The 21,240-nt window shown below is 39.5% G+C and carries 21 protein-coding genes, 2 pseudogenes and 1 riboswitch; of the genes and pseudogenes, 14 read left to right on the top strand and 9 right to left on the bottom strand.

Annotated features, from left to right (window positions below; genetic code table 11):
- The first annotated feature begins 78 nt into the window (after window positions 1–78).
- Entirely contained in the window at window positions 79–1,062 is a 984-nt protein-coding gene (locus tag BAE31_RS12715; RefSeq protein ID WP_431020827.1) for a hypothetical protein, read from the top strand.
- Window positions 1,063–1,111: 49 nt separating this feature from the next.
- On the opposite strand, the gene BAE31_RS12710 is transcribed toward BAE31_RS12715, so the two are convergent.
- Window positions 1,112–1,822 (bottom strand): GntR family transcriptional regulator, encoded by a 711-nt coding sequence (locus BAE31_RS12710; protein WP_076840587.1) that lies wholly within the window; start codon window positions 1,820–1,822, stop codon window positions 1,112–1,114.
- A gap of 160 nt (window positions 1,823–1,982) precedes the next feature.
- Here BAE31_RS12710 and BAE31_RS12705 point away from each other — a divergent pair.
- From BAE31_RS12705 to BAE31_RS12665, 10 genes and pseudogenes are all read left to right on the top strand, one after another.
- Window positions 1,983–2,582, top strand: a pseudogene (locus BAE31_RS12705) (PTS sugar transporter subunit IIA); the annotation flags it as partial.
- 9 nt (window positions 2,583–2,591) lie between these two features.
- Complete coding sequence (gene bglA / locus BAE31_RS12700) at window positions 2,592–4,031, top strand: 6-phospho-beta-glucosidase BglA (protein WP_117612512.1); 1,440 nt, start codon at window positions 2,592–2,594, stop codon at window positions 4,029–4,031.
- Between the two features lie 373 nt (window positions 4,032–4,404).
- A complete protein-coding gene (locus BAE31_RS12695; protein ID WP_076840586.1) occupies window positions 4,405–5,634 on the top strand; it encodes a TerD family protein in 1,230 nt (409 codons plus the stop codon).
- A gap of 203 nt (window positions 5,635–5,837) precedes the next feature.
- Entirely contained in the window at window positions 5,838–7,520 is a 1,683-nt protein-coding gene (locus BAE31_RS12690) for a T7SS effector LXG polymorphic toxin (RefSeq protein WP_083704007.1), read from the top strand.
- Between the two features lie 19 nt (window positions 7,521–7,539).
- On the top strand, window positions 7,540–7,866 hold the full coding sequence (locus BAE31_RS12680; RefSeq protein WP_041087420.1) for a hypothetical protein: 327 nt from the start codon (window positions 7,540–7,542) through the stop codon (window positions 7,864–7,866).
- An 83-nt stretch (window positions 7,867–7,949) separates the two neighbouring features.
- Window positions 7,950–8,261: a tRNA-Val4 gene (locus BAE31_RS12675; protein WP_139336387.1), complete on the top strand. Its 312-nt coding sequence runs from the start codon at window positions 7,950–7,952 to the stop codon at window positions 8,259–8,261.
- Window positions 8,262–8,352: 91 nt separating this feature from the next.
- The gene (locus tag BAE31_RS20170; RefSeq protein ID WP_426052458.1) at window positions 8,353–8,628 is read left to right on the top strand and encodes a YxiF family protein; all 276 of its coding nucleotides are present in this window, start codon (window positions 8,353–8,355) and stop codon (window positions 8,626–8,628) included.
- Between the two features lie 47 nt (window positions 8,629–8,675).
- Window positions 8,676–8,735, top strand: a pseudogene (locus BAE31_RS20165) (YxiF family protein); the annotation flags it as partial.
- 43 nt (window positions 8,736–8,778) lie between these two features.
- Window positions 8,779–8,874 carry a YxiF family protein gene (locus BAE31_RS20160; protein ID WP_423231207.1) on the top strand — a complete coding sequence of 32 codons (96 nt, stop codon included), beginning with the start codon at window positions 8,779–8,781 and terminating at the stop codon, window positions 8,872–8,874.
- 315 nt (window positions 8,875–9,189) lie between these two features.
- Window positions 9,190–10,383, top strand: a complete 1,194-nt coding sequence (locus tag BAE31_RS12665) for an MFS transporter (RefSeq protein ID WP_041087422.1) — start codon at window positions 9,190–9,192, stop codon at window positions 10,381–10,383.
- 42 nt (window positions 10,384–10,425) lie between these two features.
- Here the strand turns inward: BAE31_RS12665 and BAE31_RS12660 are convergent, their stop codons facing one another.
- The 3 genes from BAE31_RS12660 to BAE31_RS12645 form a co-directional block, all read right to left on the bottom strand.
- Window positions 10,426–11,328, bottom strand: a complete 903-nt coding sequence (locus tag BAE31_RS12660) for a shikimate dehydrogenase (protein WP_058838381.1) — start codon at window positions 11,326–11,328, stop codon at window positions 10,426–10,428.
- 17 nt (window positions 11,329–11,345) lie between these two features.
- Complete coding sequence (locus BAE31_RS12655; RefSeq protein ID WP_076840585.1) at window positions 11,346–12,527, bottom strand: MFS transporter; 1,182 nt, start codon at window positions 12,525–12,527, stop codon at window positions 11,346–11,348.
- A gap of 440 nt (window positions 12,528–12,967) precedes the next feature.
- Entirely contained in the window at window positions 12,968–13,987 is a 1,020-nt protein-coding gene (locus BAE31_RS12645) for a LacI family DNA-binding transcriptional regulator (RefSeq protein WP_041087430.1), read from the bottom strand.
- Window positions 13,988–14,251: 264 nt separating this feature from the next.
- Window positions 14,252–14,331: riboswitch (glycine riboswitch) on the top strand.
- 163 nt (window positions 14,332–14,494) lie between these two features.
- On the opposite strand from BAE31_RS12645, the gene BAE31_RS12640 reads away from it, so the two are divergent.
- Window positions 14,495–15,841 (top strand): amino acid permease, encoded by a 1,347-nt coding sequence (locus BAE31_RS12640; RefSeq protein ID WP_061110315.1) that lies wholly within the window; start codon window positions 14,495–14,497, stop codon window positions 15,839–15,841.
- 47 nt (window positions 15,842–15,888) lie between these two features.
- On the opposite strand, the gene BAE31_RS12635 is transcribed toward BAE31_RS12640, so the two are convergent.
- Window positions 15,889–16,569, bottom strand: coding sequence for a DUF3169 family protein (locus tag BAE31_RS12635; protein ID WP_076840583.1), 681 nt, complete (start codon window positions 16,567–16,569; stop codon window positions 15,889–15,891).
- Window positions 16,566–16,772 (bottom strand): helix-turn-helix transcriptional regulator, encoded by a 207-nt coding sequence (locus BAE31_RS12630; RefSeq protein WP_003215336.1) that lies wholly within the window; start codon window positions 16,770–16,772, stop codon window positions 16,566–16,568. The genes BAE31_RS12635 and BAE31_RS12630 overlap by 4 nt, the downstream gene beginning before the upstream one ends.
- 170 nt (window positions 16,773–16,942) lie before the next feature.
- On the opposite strand from BAE31_RS12630, the gene BAE31_RS12625 reads away from it, so the two are divergent.
- On the top strand, window positions 16,943–17,566 hold the full coding sequence (locus BAE31_RS12625; protein ID WP_056765246.1) for an NUDIX hydrolase: 624 nt from the start codon (window positions 16,943–16,945) through the stop codon (window positions 17,564–17,566).
- Window positions 17,567–17,577: 11 nt separating this feature from the next.
- Here BAE31_RS12625 and BAE31_RS12620 read toward each other — a convergent pair whose 3' ends face one another.
- Window positions 17,578–18,060, bottom strand: a complete 483-nt coding sequence (locus BAE31_RS12620) for a DUF4188 domain-containing protein (protein WP_056765249.1) — start codon at window positions 18,058–18,060, stop codon at window positions 17,578–17,580.
- A 4-nt stretch (window positions 18,061–18,064) separates the two neighbouring features.
- Window positions 18,065–18,616 (bottom strand): PadR family transcriptional regulator, encoded by a 552-nt coding sequence (locus tag BAE31_RS12615; protein ID WP_076840582.1) that lies wholly within the window; start codon window positions 18,614–18,616, stop codon window positions 18,065–18,067.
- Window positions 18,617–18,813: 197 nt separating this feature from the next.
- On the opposite strand from BAE31_RS12615, the gene BAE31_RS12610 reads away from it, so the two are divergent.
- Complete coding sequence (locus BAE31_RS12610; protein ID WP_076840581.1) at window positions 18,814–19,707, top strand: hypothetical protein; 894 nt, start codon at window positions 18,814–18,816, stop codon at window positions 19,705–19,707.
- Window positions 19,708–19,898: 191 nt separating this feature from the next.
- Here BAE31_RS12610 and BAE31_RS12605 read toward each other — a convergent pair whose 3' ends face one another.
- The gene (locus BAE31_RS12605; protein ID WP_076840580.1) at window positions 19,899–21,077 is read right to left on the bottom strand and encodes a Rap family tetratricopeptide repeat protein; all 1,179 of its coding nucleotides are present in this window, start codon (window positions 21,075–21,077) and stop codon (window positions 19,899–19,901) included.
- Window positions 21,078–21,240: the final 163 nt, after the last annotated feature.

The raw sequence follows: 21,240 nt of genomic DNA, 5'->3' as shown, positions 1-21,240 counted from the left end.
TATTTTTAATAGCCAAACGATTTAAATTTCAATGATAGGAGAGTGTTTATATTGAAAAAAGTACAGTGTTTTATCCTAATGGCTGTCATCCTTTGCAGCAGTATGTGGTCCGCGACTGTTAAGGCACAATCCGGATATTTCAACACGTATACAACGTATTCTGCAATGTCAGGTTCTGGGTTCTACACTTCTATGCAAGGGATGGCTGTAGATCGTAATAATAATATGATTTATGCTGCAAAAATAAATACGTCAAATCACTTAACGCAATTGTACGCTATTAAAATGAATGGCTCGTCAAGTAATAGAACTGTGAAGCTCCTTAAAAACTCTGACACCAACAGTACTAGCAATGACTTAGGACATGCCAATGACTTAGCTGTGAAAGCTCAAAAAGGTGATGATCAAGTTAGCTTATATGTAGCGCCTATGTCTGATGGTGTAAAGTATGTAAAAAAGATAGTGAAGTTAAGTGTGAACACGAAGAAAAATACGTACAAAGTGGCTAAATCTTATGTCCTTCCATACCAAGGGGCGAATTTATCAATTAGCGGTATCACATATTCTGTTGGAGCGGACAAGTTTATTGTAAGGTCTGGCAATCGCTTTTTTATTGGGAATTTTAATGACCAAAAAGGACAATTTGAATATGAGGCAACGTTTACATTAAATGATTCGAAAGCGATTGTAAATCAATCAGTGGTGGATGTTTCTAAGTACATTCTTCAAGGTATTTCTTTCTACCAAGGAACATTATATGTACCATTATCTAAGCCAGACTCCAATGGCGGAGCTTCTAATGTGAGTGTCATTCTCACATACCCGTTAAATATCAATCAAATGCTGAAAGAGCAAAAGGAAACACCTGCAAAAGATTTTTCAAAAGAGTTGTTTACTAGAAAAGACCTTTCATTCCGAATTACGAGCAGTGCATTTACTCTTTTTGAAATAGAAGCTGTTGATTTCGATGACGGAACGTTATATTTTAATACAAATCGCGGGAAGAACGCCACACAAGAAGATATGATCGCAACGTTCAATGATTATAACTATTACAAGTGATAGGATATTTTCAAAAGCCCCTCAGCTTATGAGGGGCTTTTTCCGTCCATCATCCATAATAATTATTCGCTTGAATAAAAAATTGGGATTGCATGTAGTTATAGGTGATTTTCGAGAAGTCGAAGGGCTGGCCGTTTGTGAGATGAAAGACCGTCTCGACGCGGAGGGCGGGATCGTCTTGTTTGAGGCCGAGGTGCGTCGCTTCGGTTTCATTCAATTTGCCTACTTGTAAGTACATATCGGAAAAACCGACTTTGAGTCCAAGACCTTCACTGACGAATTTAAAAACGGAATCGGCGGCAATTTCTGTGTTGAGATAAGGAATGATCGTTTTTCGGTAATAGGATTCTTCTAAACATAAGGTTTGTCCGTTGATGTAACGAATTCGTTTTAGATAAAAAACATCCTCTTCTCGTTCAATGTTCAAATTAAGTGCAGCTTCTTCGGTAGGTGTGATGGTGTCTAGCATTAAAACCTCTGAAGTCAGTTGAAATTCCTCTAAATCTTTTTTAAACCCTTGGTTGGATAAAAGGCTGATGTAGCCCTTGCGCCGATGTCTTCGAACAAAGATGCCGCTGCCCCTCACTTGATAGATAATTCCTTTTTTTTCGAGTAATTCTAACGATTTGATAATGGTACTTTTGCTCACAGCAAATTGGCTCATGAGTGTTTCGAGTACAGGGAGCTTATCCCCTTGCTGCATCTCATGGGTGACAATATATTTTTCAATATCGCTCGCAATTTGTTGATACTTTAACATGGCTATTCCTCTTTGTTTTCACGATTTATTGTCTTTGTATTATAGCACATACCAAATTTCCTTTGATATGCTAATTGAGATTATATATGTATTGATAAATTGTACCGGTATAATTATAATGTACATATATTAGCAGAAAATGTCCCAACTTTAGCAGGCCATATTGATTGGTGGCGCAATTGCGCTGATCTTACCAGTTGTGCTCATTCAAATGTTTGGTTATGGGGAAGATACAGTGGAACAGACAGCCGGTGCAACGTCTGATAAAGATCAAGTTGGAGAAAAAATGAATGCTTCGATGAATAATGAAAAAACCATTCCTGCACCGCTTGCAGGGAAAGTACTCCCGTTATCTGAAGTGCCGGATGCCGTATTTAGCTCTGGGGCAATGGGCAAAGGATTTGCGATTGAACCGACAGACAACAAGCTGTATGCACCGTTTGATGGCAGTGTCGTCATGCTTGCGCCGACAAAGCATGCGATTGGACTGCGCTCAGAATTCGGGGTGGAGTTACTAGTTCATGTAGGAATTGATACGGTTTCCCTAGATGGCTCAGCATTTACTCTTCATATCAAAGAAGGCAGCAAAGTGAAGAAGGGTGACTTGTTGATGACATTTGATCAAGTAGCCATTGAAAGCAAGGGATTAAAAACAATCACACCAGTCATCATCACCAATACACAAGCGTACGAAGATGTGATTGTAGAAGAACAATCGACATGCCAGTCAACAGACGTCATGATCACAATTGTGAAATAGGAGGAATGAATAATGACATTACCAAAAGATTTTCTATGGGGCGGAGCATTAGCTGCACATCAATTTGAAGGTGGATGGAACGAAGCAGGAAAAGGCCCAAGTGTTGTAGATGTGATGACAGCCGGTGCTCACGGAGTACCGAGACAAATAACTGAAACGGTAGAAGAAGATAAATTTTATCCGAATCATGAAGCGATCGATTTCTATCATCGTTATAAGGAAGATATCGCAATGTTTGCCGAAATGGGTCTAAAATGTTTACGTACATCAATTGGCTGGAGCCGGATTTTCCCTAAGGGAGATGAAGCAGAACCGAATGAAGCAGGGTTACAATTCTATGATGATGTATTTGATGAACTGCTCAAGCATGGCATCGAGCCTGTGATTACGCTGTCTCACTTTGAGATGCCGCTTCATTTGGCAAGAGAGTACGGAGGGTTCCGCAGCCGAAAAGTCGCTGAGTATTTCGCGAAATTCGCAGAAGTATGCTTCAATCGATACAAAGACAAGGTCACATACTGGATGACATTTAATGAAATCAACAACAAAATGGATGTCAACAACCCACTATTCCTTTGGACAAATTCAGGGGTATCAGTCAAAGAAGGCGAAAATGCCAAAGAAGTCATGTATCAAGCAGGACATCATGAATTACTTGCAAGTGCATGGGCAGTAGCCAAAGGAAAAGAAATCAATCCTGCTTTCCAAATTGGAGCGATGGTGTCTCACGTGCCAATCTATCCGTATTCCTCAAATCCAGAGGATGTCATGCTTGCAGAGGAGTATATGAGACAGCGCTATTTCTTCCCAGATGTACAGGTTCGCGGCTACTATCCGAGCTATGCGCTAAAAGAATTCGAACGCGAAGGCTATCATATTCCATTTGAAGAAGGCGATGAAGAAAGCTTAAGAAAAGGGAAAGTGGATTATCTAGGCTTTAGCTACTACATGTCGACAACGGTTAAAAGTGATACGGTGTCTGATCACAACGGAGACATTGTCAATGGAGCCCTGCCGCATGGTGTAGATAACCCTTATATCAAATCAAGTGACTGGGGCTGGTCCATTGACCCGACAGGCTTAAGATATACATTGAATCGTTTTTACGATCGCTATCAAATCCCGCTATTTATCGTAGAGAATGGATTTGGTGCAATAGATCAAGTGGAAGAAGACGGTTCTATTCACGATCCAGAAAGAATTCAATATCTCGCTTCTCATATCGAAGCACTGAAAAAAGCGATTGAATACGACGGTGTGGACCTTATTGGCTACACACCTTGGGGCATCATTGATATTGTGTCATTCACAACAGGTGAAATGAAAAAACGCTACGGCATGATCTACGTTGACCGCGACAACGAAGGAAACGGCTCAATGAAGCGCCTTAAAAAAGATTCGTTTACTTGGTATCAAAACGTCATCGCAACGAACGGTGAAGAAGTGTAATAAAGGAAAATAGAAGCCCGGATGAGCGTGGTAAATGCTTGTTCGGGTTTTTCATTGTTTAAGTTTTATTAATGCCTGAATACAAAGAAAAAAGAGAGTAATAGCGACAAAATAGTTCATTGGATTGTGAAATATCTTAATGTTCAAGGATATTTGAAGAAGGATCCAAAAGCCGAATATCACCATAACAGCAGGAATGATTTTTTTATACATAATGATTCTCCTTTTGAGAGTAGTTTGTTTTTAATTGGCATTGTCTCATATCATTGCAGAGATTGAAATGAGATAAAGATATTCATAGGTTCTATTATATAATTTGGTATAATTGATCTATAAAAGCGATAAATGGTAGATAAAGAATAGGAGTGTTGAAATGAATCAAACTCTGCAAATGGGAACCGTACTAAACTCTCCAAAGGGACAAGTATCCATCAGTTATGAAGTATCATCTGCAATTGATATTTCTTTAACAGCGTTTCTCTTAACAGATTCAGATATAGTTCAAGGAGATAATGGCATTATTTTTTACAATCAGCCGGAGAGTGCCACGGGTGTCGCGACACTTTTACCAGCAGAGATATCAGGTCAGTTGAAAAGGCATCAATTGAATTTTGATATGAGCAAAGTGCCTGCTGGAATCACAAAGGTGGCGATTACACTAACAGAGGATCAAGGCATTGGTTTTTCTCAAGTGAAGAATCTGCAAGCAGAAATTCAAACAGGCGATGAGGTACTATACCTTACACCAGTAAGCTTTACAAATGAAAAGGGTATTGTCGTAGTAGAGCTATATATCAGAAATGGTGAAACGAAAGCACGATCCATCTGGCGTGGCTTCGATTCTGGATTAGAAGGGCTATGCAAGCTTTTTGGGGTAGAGGTTGAACCTGATGAACAGGATGTTTCTACACCTCCTCAAATGACTTCTGAAAAATTAATTGATGAGCCTGCTCCAATGAAGCCAGCTGCTAAAGAGAAAGTCGCTGCACCAATTAGCTTAGAGAAAGTTCAAGGTAAAATTAGTCTAGACAAAGGTCATAAACCGATCATCATTGAAAAAACGCCTGAGATTACAGCTACAGTATCCTGGGCGTCTGGAACTGATTATGATATTTATGCATTGGTCTATACGAAGTCAGGAAAACAAATAGATGTGGCCATGTTTGGCGCAAAAGGTGTTCCTGCTCTCAAAAGTTACGGTAACGGAGCTGTAGAGCATATGGGAGATGTCGGTAGAGACCGTGAATTGATGAAAACAGAAGTCATTAAATTACGGTTAAATGACGATATCCTTGCTATCGTTCCGGTTGTTTATTCTGCTCAATCAAACGGAACAGGTTCCTTTTATAGATATAGGGTATCTATGAGTATCGATAATCACCAAGGAACATCTGTGACAATTCATGCCAAACATGCGAATGATAATGATCGGATTTATTCTTGTGTGCCGGGTATGCTTCAAAATACAAATGATGGTGTGATCATCCGTCCGCTAGAGCTTTACAGCAAACCAAATTCCGAGCGCAGACCTAAATTAAAAATGAAGTCTTCTAATGAAATTGATGTTTTGATGGATAAAGGACCAATCAATGATTATAAATAAAACGAATGTATGGCTAGACAGAGCAAAGTCCATTGTCTAGCTTATTTTATTTAACTTTTAAATAGAGAGCCTATTCCATTATTTATGTTATTTAGCCTATTTTTCCGTTTTGAGGGGCACGGTAAAATAGACTTTATGATCAATAATGGAGGGAGTGACTTCTTCTGGGCAAGATACTTGATGCAAAAGCACTAACAAGTGCCATGGACACAAGGGCAAAACACTATCAGGAACTCCGCGAACAAATGGTAGATTTAAAAAAGGCATTACAAGGTGTGGCCAACCTCGGTGATGATTTTACTGGGAAAGGTGCCGATAACATTAAAAGCTTTTATAAAGAGCTCGCCGGAAATGTAGACATGTTTATCAGCTTCATCGATAAGCAAAAAGCCTTTCATGAAGGTGTTTCTGGGGCACTTGATGATACGAGCTTTGGTGGCGATACCTTTGTAGAAGAACACTTTTTAGACAACGCAGTACATATGGGCATTAAAAATGCCAAAAGCATTGTAAAGGATCAAAAAAAGGCACTCAAAACGATTTTTCAAGACATTGATGATCTCATTTCACTAGAGGTATTTGATAGCCAAAACTTTGACGAAAAAATAGAAGATGCGGAAGATGAACGAAAAAAGACAGTCAAAGATCTAAGAGAGCTTGATCAAAATTTAAAAGATGAATATGCTTTGTCAGAGACGGAGCAGCAAGCTACAATGGCATTGTACGCTGAAATGATGAATGCGACAAATGACGGAAAAGCGATTTCGCCTATGAATTTTGACAAAAAAGCGTATCAAAATAGCGAAATCTACAAGGCAAAAAGTGATATTGAAAAGCAAACTTCTGAATATCTGAAAATCAAAAAAGAACAAGAAGAAGCCCGCGAGATCGCAAAGGAACAAGAAGCCCTCGCCAACCGTCCTTGGTATGAAAAAGCGCTCGATTACGGTGGAAATATCGTCAATGAACTGACTGGTGTGAACGATGCAAAACGTGCCGCAACAGGTGTTGATCCAATCACAGGTGAGGAACTCACCGCAGGCCAGCGAGTCGCGGCAGGAGGCATGGCAGCAGCAGGCTACATCCCAATCGTCGGCTGGGCAGGCCGCATTTTCAAAGGCGGAAAAGCTGTCTATAAAACCACCCAAGCCACATCAGCCGCAGTCAGGGCAGTTGACATCTACAAGACATCACAAAAATCCTTTGACGCCTTGAAAACATCTCAAAAAGGCTTATATGGCCTCACCGCCACCAACGGCTTCAGCGAAGCGATCACTGGCCGAGATATGTTTGGAAATAAAATTTCTAAAGAACAGCAGGAAGCGAGTATGAACACGGCTCTGGGGATGCTTTTGCCGTTTGGTAAAAAGAGCTTCAATGGTAGTCTGAGGATCGGTGAACAAAAAGTTGCTGAGAATATTATAGCAGAAAGAACCAAGGGATTAGATTTAAAGAAGCACCCTATACAAAGAAAGCAGTTAAGCGCTAAGAAGATGAAAGAGTTGAAAGACAAATTTGAGAATAGGACGATTACGAAATTAGAATACGAAAATTATAGATGGAATAAAAAGTTTGCCAAACATAGAAACACTGGTGTGAATGAGTTTTGGTATCAGGAACGTCAAAGGATTTTGAATAAAGAGGGTCCAACCAGAAACTGGGATAAGCAGCAATTAAGTGATATTCTAAATGGTAAGAAGCCTAAAGTAGATGGAAAAACTATGCAAGGTCACCATTCTTACAGTGCATCACAATATCCACATTTAGCGAACAAAGGTGAAATTATATATCCAGCCACACCAAATGAACATTTTAATGGTTGGCATGGAGGTAATTGGAAGAACAGTCTGCCTGGAGAAAGAATTAAACCTATTGACGATTTCTAAACTATGGAGGAGAAAATAAATGCCTAAAATAAAAATGCGAATAGAGAAAGATGATAATCAAATCAAATATATCTCGATTCTAAGAAAACTTACAGATAAAAGTATTTCTGAAATAAAAGAAGCAATAAATAAAAATGATTTTATTTTATCTTATAATTTATTAGATATTGATGAATTGAAAGAGATGAAAAAAATTATCAGTTTACTAGAAAAAGCCGGAGCTAAAATGCATATTTATGAAGATAGTCGAGAGGTTAGTGTTGAATTTTTAGATAATCTTATTGAATCTTATTTGGATACAGAAAAGTATCTAGAAGAAGTTGACGAGCAAATAAATGATGATTAAATTTTGTGGCTTTGAAACAGATGATGAGTTGGACTGTATAAATTAGTCACTATAAACCTTAAGTATGAAGGTGATTAACTTATATGGAGTATTCATATGAATTTAAGGAAGATCAATTTGGTAACTTAGCAATAATACTCCCAGAAGAAATAAGTATTTTCGCAGATTTTATACAAGATATTTCAACAACAGAAGAAGTTGATGAGTATTTAGGATATATTCAAAATGTTATAGATGGAGAATACGTAAACTTTGAAATTACATTGAATGCTACAAGTGTAATTATCAAAAAAATGAAACAACAGTTGAACATCATTATAGGATTGAAGAACCAGGAATTCATAGAGCTGTTGTTGATTTGGAAAGAAAAAATACCAGAAATATTTGAAGATTAAATATTATTATTGACGAGTAGAAAAATAATGATTCAGGCACTTGATTAGTCCTTCAGGCTACAAGTGCTTTTGTTTAATTAGAAATCTGAAGATGTTTGAATACAAAAAGTACGGTAACTCTAAAATGGTGATTTCTATGAATAACAACAGAAACCCAAAAATCAAAACCTTAAAAAGAAAAAGCAGAAGAAAACACTTAATGAACGAATTAAGCTATATGACACTTCCAGAAAACCCCTTTTTAGATATCGAGGAAAATCAATTGTTTTGTCAGAAGGTGTTTGCTTTCCTTCAATCGAGAGAACATAAAATTGCAATACATGGAGAACACTATCGAGAGCATATTGAAAAGTCTGTACAATGTTAAAGGAATGGATCAGCTAGGTGAAAGTAACTCCTGCACAAGCGCGATTAATGTTTTTTCGAGAGCATGAAATTGAAGCACTTAAAGTGAATGTGAATGAAGTCTTTATTCATTTAAATCACCTTCTTGAGCAAACAAAATTTTCAAGTGGGTATGGGGATTTTATTTTTGGCAGAATATTTCCGTTTTGGATTATGCATCGAGAGAACGGAATATTTTTATGAGCTAAGTATTTGGGGGCTGCGATGAACAGAATTGAGACATCACTTAAGGAGTGGAATGAACCACTCCTTTTTTCTATCGATGGTGTCATACGCTTGATCGATGAATTCCCCTCAAATTTAAGCAATTCACTATCTTTACCTTTCGCATTCGTATAAAATAAGAGCAGTGAAAAATTGAAGAAATGCTTGATACATGAAGGGCGTGTAAGCTGTGAGCTGCATGACATGATGAGATGTATGAACGTGAAGGCTGCAAAGCTGTTCTTCCTCACATATGAGATCTTGTAAGCGTAACCATTATTTGTCACTTCATTGCGATGGTGTTGAGGGGTGTGTCAGGATGAGGAATCCGTATGTGAGAACGGCTTCTAGTCTGTATATTAATTACTTTTTATTAGGTATGGTCAATATTATTTTGGCTTCAAATATGCCATTTTTAATCGAACAATTAGATACCAATAGTGCGGGAATTAGTTATATGATTTCGGCGCTTGGCATTGGCAGGGTGCTCACGTATGGTTTATCAGGCGTACTGTCAGATCGTTTTGGGCGGAAGCCGGTCATTTTGGTTTCTGGTGTGCTGATGGCGGTGTTCCTCATCGGAATCCCATTGTCTCCGAATTATCAAATCGCGTTTGCGTTTGCGATTTTGGCAGGGGTCGCGAATTCGGCAATGGATGCAGGAACATATCCTGCGTTAATGGAGGCTTTTCCGCAAAACTCGGGATCTGCGAATGTGATGGTGAAGGCCTTTATCTCCATTGGGGCCACCATTTTGCCACTGGCGATTTTCTTTTTAGCAGAGCATGATTTGTTTTATGGAATAGCATTTTTTGTTCCTGCTCTGATCTATCTTGTGAATGTCGTGATGCTGTGGACCTTGCCATTTCCGAATCATCGCAAGGTGGAGCAAGTCCAGGTAACGGAGCATGATGGACTTCCGCGCTTCTCGACAGAGCCTACATTTTGGAGGGAAGGGATCGCACTCATATTGATCAGCTTTACGTCAAATGGGCTGTATGCACTGCCGCAAATTTGGCTTCCTACATACGGTGAGGCCATCTTGGGGATGGCATCGGGCAGTGCTGTGAAACTACTCAGTTACTATAGCATGGGCGGGCTGCTGTCTGTTGTGATGCTCGCATTTCTGCTGCGCCGCTTTGTCCGTCCGGTCACTGTGCTGCTGATCTATCCAATCATTACACTTGTTTCTATTTGTGTGCTCTTGGTCGTGAAATCGCCAGTCATAGGAACCGTCAATGCGTTTGTATTGGGATTTTCAACAGCAGGAGTTTTTCAGCTGACGTTAACTGTGATGGCTGAATTCTTCTGGAAAAACAAAGGGACGATGACTGGGATTATCTCTACAGCGGGCGGCGTGTCGGCTATCGTCATCCCGGTCGTAACAGGTTTAATTCAGAGTCACGCGTCCATTTTACAAATCTTTATGTTCGATGCAGTGGTGGCTGTTGCGGCCATTATCGGCGCACTGTATATCCTGTATCGCTACCGCCAAGTTATGGTACATGATTAAAAAAAAGACGACCTCCGCTTAGGAAGTCGTCTTTCTTTTGTTTTAGAAACGGTCATTTTCAAAAAGAATTTGTTTTACTTGATCAACTGGCATATCTTCACCAGTAAAGAGTTTGTAAGCAAGTGCTCCTTGCCATAGCATCATTCCAAGACCGTTAATCGTTTTGGCACCAGCTTCTTGTGCTTGTGCAAGAAGCTTTGTTTTTTGCGGGTTGTATACGACATCTGTCACGATCAAATCTTTACGAAGTACATCAAGTGTATCATCGATAATACTGAGCTGATCTAGTGGTTTCATGCCAAGGCTTGTCCCGTTTGCTAGGATCGCACTTTCTGCTACTTCACGGCGGAATGCGTCTTTGTCTTCAAGTGGGAAAATGTTTGCTTTGACACCGAAGGATTTCATTTCGTTATTGATGTAATTTACATTTTCTTCTGCTTGAACAAAGTATTGATCATTACGAGCAAAAATGCTAATTTCACGAATGCCGGACTGTGCAAGCTGAATCGCAATCGGAGTCGCAGCGCCGCCAGAGCCAACAAGTGTAACTTTCTTGCCGGCTAATTCAACGCCATGTTCAATCAAGTTTCTTACATATCCAAGACCATCTGTGTTGTAGCCGATGAGCTTACCATCCTTGTTCACTACAGTGTTACTAGCACGTGTATATCTTGCAGAATCATCTAGTTCGTCTAAGTAATCCAGTACTTTCATTTTGTTCGGCATAGAGACGTTAAATCCAGCTGCACCCATTGCTTTCATACCATTTACGGCTGCTTCTAGTTCATCATTCCCTACTTCAAATGCAAGGTAAGCATAGTTGATACCTGTTAGTGTATAGCCAAGGTTATGCATACGTGGTGAAAGGCTGTGCCCGATTGGTGTAGCAAGAAGGCCGACTAATTTTGTTTTCCCATCAATATTTCGTTCATGTATGTTTGTCATGATTTCATCTCCTTTAATTATCTAAATAATTTTTTCATGCGTCCAAGAACAAAGACCGCTAGTAATACGCTAATAACTGCGATGATCATATCGAAAAATAACGTCATTTTAATATCGTACGAGCTGACCAATCCACTTGTAATGAGCGGCACGAGAATAAACGCTGAGCTTGCCGCAATGTTGACGTAGGATGAAGCCGTTGCTTTGTTTGTCGGGAACAATTTCATCATAATACTCATCGCCAGCTGGAAGATTCCCGCTGTAAATAGTCCTAAGAAGAAGGTGCTGACAATGACAATGCTATACGTTTCGATTTGGAAAAGTGAAAGCATTGCAAGGAACGCCCCAATTGGATAAATGATCGCGACCATAATCGGTGAAATGAATTTATCTAAGACGATCGAAAGCAATAGAACAGATACCAGTGCACCAATACTAAAATAAGATAGAAGCTGTGTGGCTTGTTCTGTGCCAAGTCCGATTAATTTCAACCCGAGCTGCGGAAGCCATGTCTGCCATACGACAAACAATGCAGTCGATGTGAATCCCATCAGTACAACAGCTAAACCTTCGCCAAGCATTTTTGGTTCTTCCTTAAGCTGATCCTGTACTGGAAGAGCGTCTTGTGAAGAAACTTGCTTATGGTTCGGGAATGGCATAAAGATTAAGTAAATTCCTACAAGTAAATAAAGAAGCCCTAGTCCAAAGAACGCCCAGCCCCAGAAGATGTCATGTGCCACTAGGAACGCCAAGATAAATGGAAGAACAGTCGCCCCAATGGATACAGACGCTTTTACTAAAACAGAAGCCGAACTTGCTTTTTTAGGAAATGACTCTGACAAAGCAGGATAGGTTCCTGAATCAAGCAGTGAGTTGGCAATACCTGCTGAAATCGCAAAGATAAATGCCAGTGTATAACTTGTTGTCGTTGGAATACCGATTAAGAATAATAAGTAAAGAAAATTTCCTGTAATAATGACAGGCTTACGTCCCCAGCTGTCGGCTAACCGGCCTGAGAAAAAGAGCGCAATGAGTTTACCAATTCCGATCGCCGATACAAGCAAGCTGATTTTCGGAATATCTACCTGGTAGCGTTCAGATAAGCTGTCCATGTTGGAAGCTACAATAATATTGATCATGCCAAGCATGAAGTAATTTAAATACATGCCAAGTGACGATTTTATATAAGGATTTTTCATGTTCCCACTCCTATATTTGAAACCCCTTTAAGGTCAAATTCTTTGTATACCCTTTGTTATTGTTTCCTTCAAAATTAAGAATACGAAGCCCATCACAACACCCCTTATTGATGAAAAAATAATGAATATTCATCTGTTCTCCAATTAAGTATATCGTTCTACTAAAATGTAAAAAATAATAACAGCCTTGATTAGGAAGTGAAACTTCATGATTTGATCAGAATCATGAAAAATCACTTTTAACTGTTTTTTGATAGAAATAACGATATGACGAAATAGGTATAACGATATACTAAAAGAAGCAACGAGATAAATATACTCCTGCATTTTAAATGTGTCAAGTTTATGACTTTGTGATTTAAAAAAAGAAAAATGAAACAAAGAAATTGTTGACTTGACCAATAAAAAAAGAGAATTGCTGCACACAATTCTCTTTTTCATCATGATGGAGAGGTTTCTCTAATATGAAGTTGAGGCTTTAAAATCAACCGCTGCAGCTCTTCATCCTGTTCGTTCATTTTATGATATAAAAGGTTCGCTGCTTTTACCCCGATGGATCGGGGGAAGGAGGAAACAGTGGTGAGCGGAGGATGGTACATCTCCGCTTCAGGAACATTATCGAATCCAACCACATCAATATCTTCACCAGGCTGGATGCCCCGTGCTGACAGTGCTTGAATGACCCCAAATGCGACTAAGTCACTGAAACAAAAAATGGCAGTAGGGGGTTCGGGCTGATTCATCACTCGGGCGAGTGCTTCTTTACCGCCTTCACGAGTAGGTTCTATATCAATAATAAGAGAATCATCAATCGTCACATTTTCTTCGTCATGAGCTCTTTTGAAACCTTTCATTCGTTCAATCCAAGTCGAAGAGGTCTTGATGCCGCCTAAAAAGGCAATGCGCCGATGTCCCTTTTGAAGAAGATGATGAACCGCCATCCAAGTACCTTGTTCATAATCAACACCGACATAATCACATTGCACATCTGATAGTTCGCGATTTGCCAGTACTTTTGGGGTGCGAATTTGATTTAATTGTTTGGCCGTTCGAGCCGAGCTTTTCGAAGCTAGGTTCAAAATGATTCCGCCAACTCGGTGCTCTACCATAGTGGAAATGAGGCGCTCCTGTTTATCGACACTGTCAAAGGTCGTACCAAGTAAAACGGTATAGCCCAGAGATTCAAGCGTGGTTTGTACGCCAATTAAAAACTCCGAAATAAAGGTGTTAGAAATATCCGTAACAATCACACCCACGATATTTGAGCTTTTTGACCGCATGTTGGCAGCAACGCGGTCGTATACGTATCCTAAGTCCTCCATGGCTTGCAGTACTTTGTTTCGAGTGGCTTCAGAGATTCTAGGATTATTTCGAACAACGAGTGATGCCGTTGAAGTCGAGACACCGGCATGCTTGGCGACTTCCTGTAATGTGACACGCTGTTTGTTCATTTTTTTCATTTGTCTTCACCAACTTCAATGGATTGCCTAACTTTGTTCATGATCAAGAGGGATTTCTCCATCAGACGAGCCGAACATCTTTTGATTTATTATACATGAATCAGGGGGGATTGATGAAGTGAAGACATATGAGTAACGCCGTAAATCATAAAAGATTACCATTGACAGCTTTCTGATTGAGGCGTAAAATATAAAATTATTCAGAAATAGCAACATTTTAATTAAATAACGAAGGCTATGATTGCTGTGGGTCACACTATAGCAGGAGCAGCTTCTGGAGAGACCGCATGTATGTGCGGCGCCGAAGGGTTCACAATCTCAGGCAAAAGGACAGAAGAGTACGAAATATTGTATTTGTGGTGCATGGATGATGCCGTGTATTACTTTTCTCTATTTTGCTATTCTTTTATGACCATGAGATTGGAGCGCATCCAATCTCTTTTTTTATGGACTTTTTGAGGGGTTCATTATTTCAGTATAAGATCGTGTCGTAGGAGGTCGTTAGCATTGGCTCAACAAGAATTAAAACGAGATTTATCAAATCGTCATGTGCAATTGATTGCCATTGGCGGAACCATCGGAACAGGCCTGTTTCTAGGCTCTGGAAAAGCCATTCAATTGGCAGGTCCATCAATTATTTTTGCTTATTTAATTGTCGGAATGGCCATCTTTTTTGTCATGAGGGCACTTGGAGAATTGCTTTTATCGAAGGCGGGTTATCAGTCATTAACCGATATTGCGGAGGACTATCTCGGCCCGTGGGCATCCTTTGTGACAGGGTGGACATATTGGTTTTGCTGGATTATGACAGCGATGGCGGATGTCATTGCGGTCGGGGTGTATGTGCAGTATTGGTTTGACATCCCGCAGTGGATTCCTGCCATCATTTGTTTGTTGATTTTACTAGGGTTGAATTTGTTAACGGTAAAGCTTTTCGGAGAAATGGAATTTTGGTTTGCACTCATTAAAGTAATTACGATTCTATTATTGATCGGGGTTGGAATGGTTCTTTTAATCATTGGTTTTCAAACAGATGCTGGACCGGTGACAGTAACGAATTTATGGTCTCATGGCGGGTTATTCCCGAATGGTGTCACAGGTTTCTTATTGTCATTCCAGATGGTGATTTTTGCGTATGTGGGAGTTGAACTGGTCGGTGTGTCCGCAGCTGAAACAGCCAATCCGCAAAAAAACATCCCTTCTGCGATTAATAAGATTCCATTAAGAATTCTATTTTTCTATGTGGGTGCGATCTTTGTTTTACTATGTATCAACCCATGGACTGAGCTCAGTGCATCAGAAAGTCCTTTTGTGAAAACCTTTGGACTCATTGGGATACCAGTAGCAGCAGGGCTCATCAACTTTGTCGTCCTGACATCTGCGGCATCAGCTTGTAATAGCGGCATGTTCTCGACAAGCCGCATTCTGTATAATCTAAGTCATCAAAAGCAGGGTCCAGCTTCCTTCGGACGTTTGAACAAGCATGCTGTCCCAAGCAATGCCCTGTTTGTTTCGACGATTGTGGTATCGGTTGGAGCTCTTTTAAGCAAGCTGATTCCCGAACAAGCCTTTGGTATTGTGACAACGATCAGTGCCATTTGTTTCATTTGGGTATGGAGTATTATTTTAATTAGCCATTTGAAATATAAAAAAACACGGCCTGAATTGCATGAAGCATCTACCTTTAAAGCACCGTTCACCCCCTTTGTGAATATATGTGTTTTGGTTCTCTTCGCTGCGATTCTAGTGATCATGCTGTTTGCAGATGCAACACGCCCCGCGCTCTTATTAACGCCGGTCTGGTTTGGTTTCTTACTATTGATTTATGCACGAAAGAAACGCCGCGCGTCATAATGAACGGAAAAAGCACAGCCTTTGCATGAGGCTGTGCTTTTGTTTATTTAACGATTTCTAATCTTTAGCACATAATTTGCATTCAAAATGATTAAAACAAGTCCAATCACCATGATTGAGAACAGCTGAGAGTGATTGGCTCCAAGGGAATACACAATCAAAATAAACATGGCGCCGGTTAATAGAATATTCATCATTTGATACGTATGAAACAGTCCGCCAAGCATCACATGCTTTTCGCCTTCGTCCGAAATGGCGAGCAGCTTTTTACTGTAGTCTTTGTCAGATAGACTTGGCAGGTTCCGATTAGGGTAGACAAGCTTTAGAACAGATATTGATATATACGAACTGATAACGGTGACGATAAATAAAGCAGCATTGACGAGAATCAGCCAAAGTGGCTGCTCGGTGACGATCGCTATACCCATGGCAACAATGGAAAAAATGGTACTTACCGTATTGGCTAAAGTCAAATCAGTAAAAGTCCGATATTGCTTTGCTTCCAGTTCATCCTCCTCATCTCCAGAAACCGAAAGAGATACTCTTTTCTTCATACGTGAAATCCCTGAAAAACAATAAATAATCAATAAAATCGTCAATCCACTGATGACAAGAGTCGCTTCAAATGCAACATCAAGAAGTGTCATCTCAAATTCGGCTGCCAGCAGACAGTAAGCGCCGAGAAAGCCAAGGAGAGCACCTAAGAGCATTTTGTATACAGTTTTCATGAGAGTTCATCCTCCTCGAATAGAAAAATACGTTCAATGGGTTCCTGAAAAATTCGTGAAAGCTTAACAGCGAGCAAGAGAGACGGCATTAACTCATCTCTTTCCATTAAGCTGATGGTTTGACGAGAAACCTTTGCACGCTTTGCAAGCTCAGTTTGGTTTAAACCATCACGCGCACGAAGCTCTTTTAACCGATTTTTCATTCTGTCACCTCAATTTTGCTTGAAATCTTTCCTTGATTGTAAAGTATTATATTCATTTTGACAAGTAAAGTTGTCAAAATGATAAAAATAATTGTCAGAAAGATCATCTTTATTCCAAAGGTGAACCATGATACGCTAAAGGAAAGAGAAACAGAAAACAGGTGATGTCCGTGTTCATTGATCAATTAAAAAATGACTTACATCAATCACAGCCGTTGTTCATTGGAGAAGAGACAGCGTTCAAAGCAGCAGTCCTTATCCCTTTGGTGCAAGTAAATGGAGAATGGCATATATTATTTGAGGTACGATCGTTGACCATGAGAAAACAGCCGGGGGATATTAGCTTTCCTGGGGGCAAGCTTGACGACAGCGAAACTGCACAGGAAGCTGCACTGCGAGAAACACATGAAGAGCTGGGCATTCCGCCAGAATCGGTCGAGATCCTTGGACAGCTTAGTCCTTATATCGCTTCTCCATCCTTCGTGGTATACCCATATGTTGGTATCATTGATGAGCAAAAAGTGAAACACTCCTTTAATCAAGAAGAAGTAGAGGAGACTTTTACCGTGCCTCTATCATGGCTCAGCCAATATGAGCCGTACTTACATCATGTATCCGTTCAGCCAACACCAGGCGAGGACTTCCCTTATGAAAAAATCATGAATGGTGAAAAATACAGCTGGGGAAGCCGCTCGATTGAGGAATGGTTTTATGATTACGAAAACTACACCATATGGGGATTAACAGCCCGCATATTAAAGCATTTTGTGACCGTTGCAAAAAGAAATTCCTAGAGAATCGCTCTCTAGGAATTTGTTGTATTCAGACGTTCCTTCGCTGTTTGTTGTCCATTACTTATTGAAATAGGGGGTTTCGCTTGGCCCAGTCCGTAGGAAGGCATGTTCACATAGATGGATTCATACGAGCCGGCTTGAATTTGGTACGTTTCATGATAAATGCCGACCGCGTCATTATTTCGTGCTCTTTGGTTAAATTCTTTCCAAGCAGCCAAATGCTTCTCCATCTTCGCATAGGCAAGGAGGTCATCGGTTGATTTCCAATATTGAATCATCGCTGTCGTACGTAACCCGAAGTAATTCTCTGTCCCAAGAAACCCAAGCTCATCTTGATGAGTATACAGCTCCTTGATCATGCCAGGCATCGCCATGAACACAGGCAGCCATTGATGAATGGCCCAGCGCTTATTGATCCTCATTCCGATGATGAACACAACAATCGAATCAGAATTGTCCGTTGTAAATCTGCCAGCACGTATGTCTTTTTTCATTCATTTACCCTTCCTTCTTCATCGAATGGAATGTTTCCACACACCAATCAATTCCTGCTTGAGCCACTCTTTTTCCATAATCTAAAGTAAACAGCCAATACTTCGCATCCGCTTCATCTGGATAAAGCTCTTGAATGTTTTGTTCAATTGAAACATAAGTTTCATAACGAATACGGAGCTGCCGCTCATAATCCTGTAAAAGCACCAATTTTTTCTCAAACGAAAGATACTGACCGAAGAATAACTTTAATAACACTTCATTACGCTCTGTTGGTAACTGATCGAGCGGCTGCGCCAGCCACTCTCTTAACGTATCCAGACCTTTTTCAGTCAAATGATATTCCCGCTTGTCTGAACGGCCAGAAGCAGCAGCAGGTGAAACTTCCGCAAGCCCTTCCTCGACTATTAACCTTAAAGCTGGATAAATTTGTCCATAACTGATTTTCCAAAAATGATGCAGGCTTCTATCAATTAATTGCTTCACTTCGTACCCCGACTTACAATCTGTCGTTAAAATACCTAAAATCGCATACGTCGTATCATTGTATTTTTTCATATCAGCACACCTATCTAAAAGATATATCATTTAGATATATATAATATGCGATATCCATTGGTAATACAAGAAGTTTTAGAAAAAATCCAATGAAGGAGGTGAAGAGATCGCTGATTTTGTTTATGTAGGAGATGCATCACTCATATATTGATAGAAAAAATAAAAATCCGTCAAATCAATGATCAGAGGAGGTATGTATGAATAGATCAAAAATCTGGATCGTAGCAATTTTAGCGGTACTAGTCATCGTTGCTGTCAACTGGATAGCATACCAAGCAAATGCAAAAAAGAGTGTATTGAACAACTCTTACGCTTTTGTATATAAGACAAAGGATCAAGTGAACTGGTTCAAGGTAACGGAGAGAAAAGGGAAAGTCACAGGTTATCTGAATGAAACCATTTTGGAGGAAAACCCAAAAAGACATTTTGATCCCAACCTATTTATCAACAAATATAAATTAACTGGTAAAACTGTTGAAAACGGTTACGAATTTCAAGTGAAGCATGAGAAAGAGACGATCACATATAAAGTTCACCTTGATGAAAAAGATCTTTCTGTGAAAAAACAAGGTGAAAAGCAAAGCATCACATATAAAGCAGTTGATCAAACAAAACTACGTGCTGTTCAAAAGGACATTCATGACCGATATGATGAATTGATGGAGGACTCTGAGAATAGATTCCATGATTATGTAAGAAACTTTATTAAGAAAGTAACAGGCGCTTATGGTTATCTGTATACAGCGGAGGATGGTTCATACCAGCTATTTCTAAAAGTAAAACGGATGTATATGCAGTCTGAATGGGCAGGTTCTTTTTTGATGAGAAAGGTCCCAGGAGATAGTGGTGAACCATATAAAGAAACGAAACATACAGCCGGTGGTGTTTCAGATGGGATAATGTTTGATTTGAGTACCTATCCTGCAATTGAAAAGGGGTTTATTTTAGGAGAAACTGATCGAGATGCAACATCAATTAAATTTCCTTTTAAAATGGCAGGCGGTACAATAGAATTTAAAGCTGTCACGAAAGAGGAATATCAAGAACAAACGGAAGCATTCAAAAAGCAGGCTGAAGAAAAGAAAAAATAGATGATGATAAACCAGATGGGTCATTTCTAATGATGAGCTTACTTATCTTGCGGTACATATACACCGCCTCATATCTTATCAGCAACTAAAATAAACGTGGAACCACTTGCCTTGATGAGGCGAGTGGTTCTTTGTATGACCAATGTTTATATTAAGTTCCGATAGGTCGTTCTGTTGTACCAGGATTTCCATCATTTAATGAATTGAAAGCCCCTGTTTGTCCTAAAACAACGATGGTCAAAGTGATGATCAATAAACTCATTTTTTTCATTAGAATTCCCCCAGTCAATGATAGGATGTTTCATGCGATCAGCTTCCTTTAAAAAGAGATAGGCTTGATGAATTGCTCCCAGCTCTTCAAAGTGTTTTGCAGCTAATGCACTTAATTCACAGACTCCTTCAGCATCTTTTAATTTTTTAAGAATGCTGATTTCATCGAAACAGGCTTGAGCTTTTTTAGCCATATCTTCAGTGAAATATAGATGGTAAAGCAAATTCATTTTTGCTGTATAGATGGGGCATTTCTCTGATTCATGTTTTTGGTTCACCAATTCGAAATAATAGAGAGCTTGTGTCCTTTCATCGATAGAAAGCAGCTCTTTCATTAACATGTACATGGAGTGATGAAAGTAACACGAAGAGAGATAGTCTTCATCACTAAGAGCCTTTTCTAGGGCATCAATACATTTTTTTGATTCGCCAGCTTCGGCGTACAAAATGCTGATATTATGATAAAGCTGTGATGTTAGAAAATGATCGTTGAGACTGTCTGCGATGTATAATGCTTTTTTGTAGTAGTCTTCTGCTCTTATAAAGTCACCAATGTCCATATAATTAGCAGCGGCGATGACAAAGGCTGCAGCTAGTCTTCTCTCATATCCTTCATGACTTTTGAAAATATCAATAGCATTCTGAATGTAGTGTAGAGAAATCAGGCTTTGACGAAGTAGCATATATAAGTTAGCGATTTTCGTATGAAATTCTGCTACTTCTATTTCATCAGGAATGTGTTGTAGTTTTTTCTCGGCAATTTTAAACAGTCCAATGGCTGATGCATAGTCTCTTTTATATGAAGCGTAAAGGGCTTTGTATAGGTAAAAATAGTATTCAATTAAGTCGTTTGTTTTAGAGGGGCAATCTGGTTCTGTCTGTTCCTTCAGTTTTGTACCTCTTCGTTCATATAACATGAGCTTATACTTGCCTTCTAGCAATGAGTAATAGGTCAAGACCTCCTGATTCTCTTCCATTTTTTGAAGTAATTCTTTTAATTCTGTATACATTGCTTTTGCACTGTGTACATCATGCTTGCGAATTGCAATTCTCCAATCATTTAAATGATTCCCCACCTGTTCAGCAGAAATGATATCCATGGAAATTTCACCTCTTTAAGATCCTTTCACCTGTTTCATAAAAAACGATATCACAATTTTTGGTAAAATATAATCGTTTCCATGAAGTGATTGACAAGAGGTAATAAAAGGGACCTAAGGTCATGTGATGTACGATATTGTAAGGGTGATTGCTTGTTAGTAC

The organism is Bacillus sp. I-2 (assembly GCF_001974945.1).
Classification (GTDB): domain Bacteria; phylum Bacillota; class Bacilli; order Bacillales; family Bacillaceae; genus Bacillus; species Bacillus safensis.
Note: the sequence above shows the minus strand (reverse complement) of the source record. Positions and strands in the feature narration are given on the sequence as shown.

Bases quoted from the DNA above. Each gene is read 5' to 3' on its own strand.
- BAE31_RS12605 (WP_076840580.1), bottom strand. From the start codon at position 21,077: ATGGATATCATTTCTGCTGAACAGGTGGGGAATCATTTAAATGATTGG.
- BAE31_RS12695 (WP_076840586.1), top strand. From the start codon at position 4,405: ATGAATCAAACTCTGCAAATGGGAACCGTACTAAACTCTCCAAAGGGA.
- BAE31_RS12615 (WP_076840582.1), bottom strand. From the start codon at position 18,616: ATGAAAAAATACAATGATACGACGTATGCGATTTTAGGTATTTTAACG.
- BAE31_RS12610 (WP_076840581.1), top strand. From the start codon at position 18,814: ATGAATAGATCAAAAATCTGGATCGTAGCAATTTTAGCGGTACTAGTC.
- BAE31_RS12690 (WP_083704007.1), top strand. From the start codon at position 5,838: ATGGACACAAGGGCAAAACACTATCAGGAACTCCGCGAACAAATGGTA.
- BAE31_RS12630 (WP_003215336.1), bottom strand. From the start codon at position 16,772: ATGAAAAATCGGTTAAAAGAGCTTCGTGCGCGTGATGGTTTAAACCAA.
- BAE31_RS20160 (WP_423231207.1), top strand. From the start codon at position 8,779: ATGGGGATTTTATTTTTGGCAGAATATTTCCGTTTTGGATTATGCATC.
- BAE31_RS12715 (WP_431020827.1), top strand. From the start codon at position 79: ATGGCTGTCATCCTTTGCAGCAGTATGTGGTCCGCGACTGTTAAGGCA.
- BAE31_RS12680 (WP_041087420.1), top strand. From the start codon at position 7,540: ATGCCTAAAATAAAAATGCGAATAGAGAAAGATGATAATCAAATCAAA.
- BAE31_RS12710 (WP_076840587.1), bottom strand. From the start codon at position 1,822: ATGTTAAAGTATCAACAAATTGCGAGCGATATTGAAAAATATATTGTC.
- BAE31_RS20170 (WP_426052458.1), top strand. From the start codon at position 8,353: ATGTTTGAATACAAAAAGTACGGTAACTCTAAAATGGTGATTTCTATG.
- BAE31_RS12620 (WP_056765249.1), bottom strand. From the start codon at position 18,060: ATGAAAAAAGACATACGTGCTGGCAGATTTACAACGGACAATTCTGAT.
- BAE31_RS12655 (WP_076840585.1), bottom strand. From the start codon at position 12,527: ATGAAAAATCCTTATATAAAATCGTCACTTGGCATGTATTTAAATTAC.
- BAE31_RS12645 (WP_041087430.1), bottom strand. From the start codon at position 13,987: ATGAAAAAAATGAACAAACAGCGTGTCACATTACAGGAAGTCGCCAAG.
- BAE31_RS12665 (WP_041087422.1), top strand. From the start codon at position 9,190: ATGAGGAATCCGTATGTGAGAACGGCTTCTAGTCTGTATATTAATTAC.
- BAE31_RS12675 (WP_139336387.1), top strand. From the start codon at position 7,950: ATGGAGTATTCATATGAATTTAAGGAAGATCAATTTGGTAACTTAGCA.
- BAE31_RS12635 (WP_076840583.1), bottom strand. From the start codon at position 16,569: ATGAAAACTGTATACAAAATGCTCTTAGGTGCTCTCCTTGGCTTTCTC.
- BAE31_RS12660 (WP_058838381.1), bottom strand. From the start codon at position 11,328: ATGACAAACATACATGAACGAAATATTGATGGGAAAACAAAATTAGTC.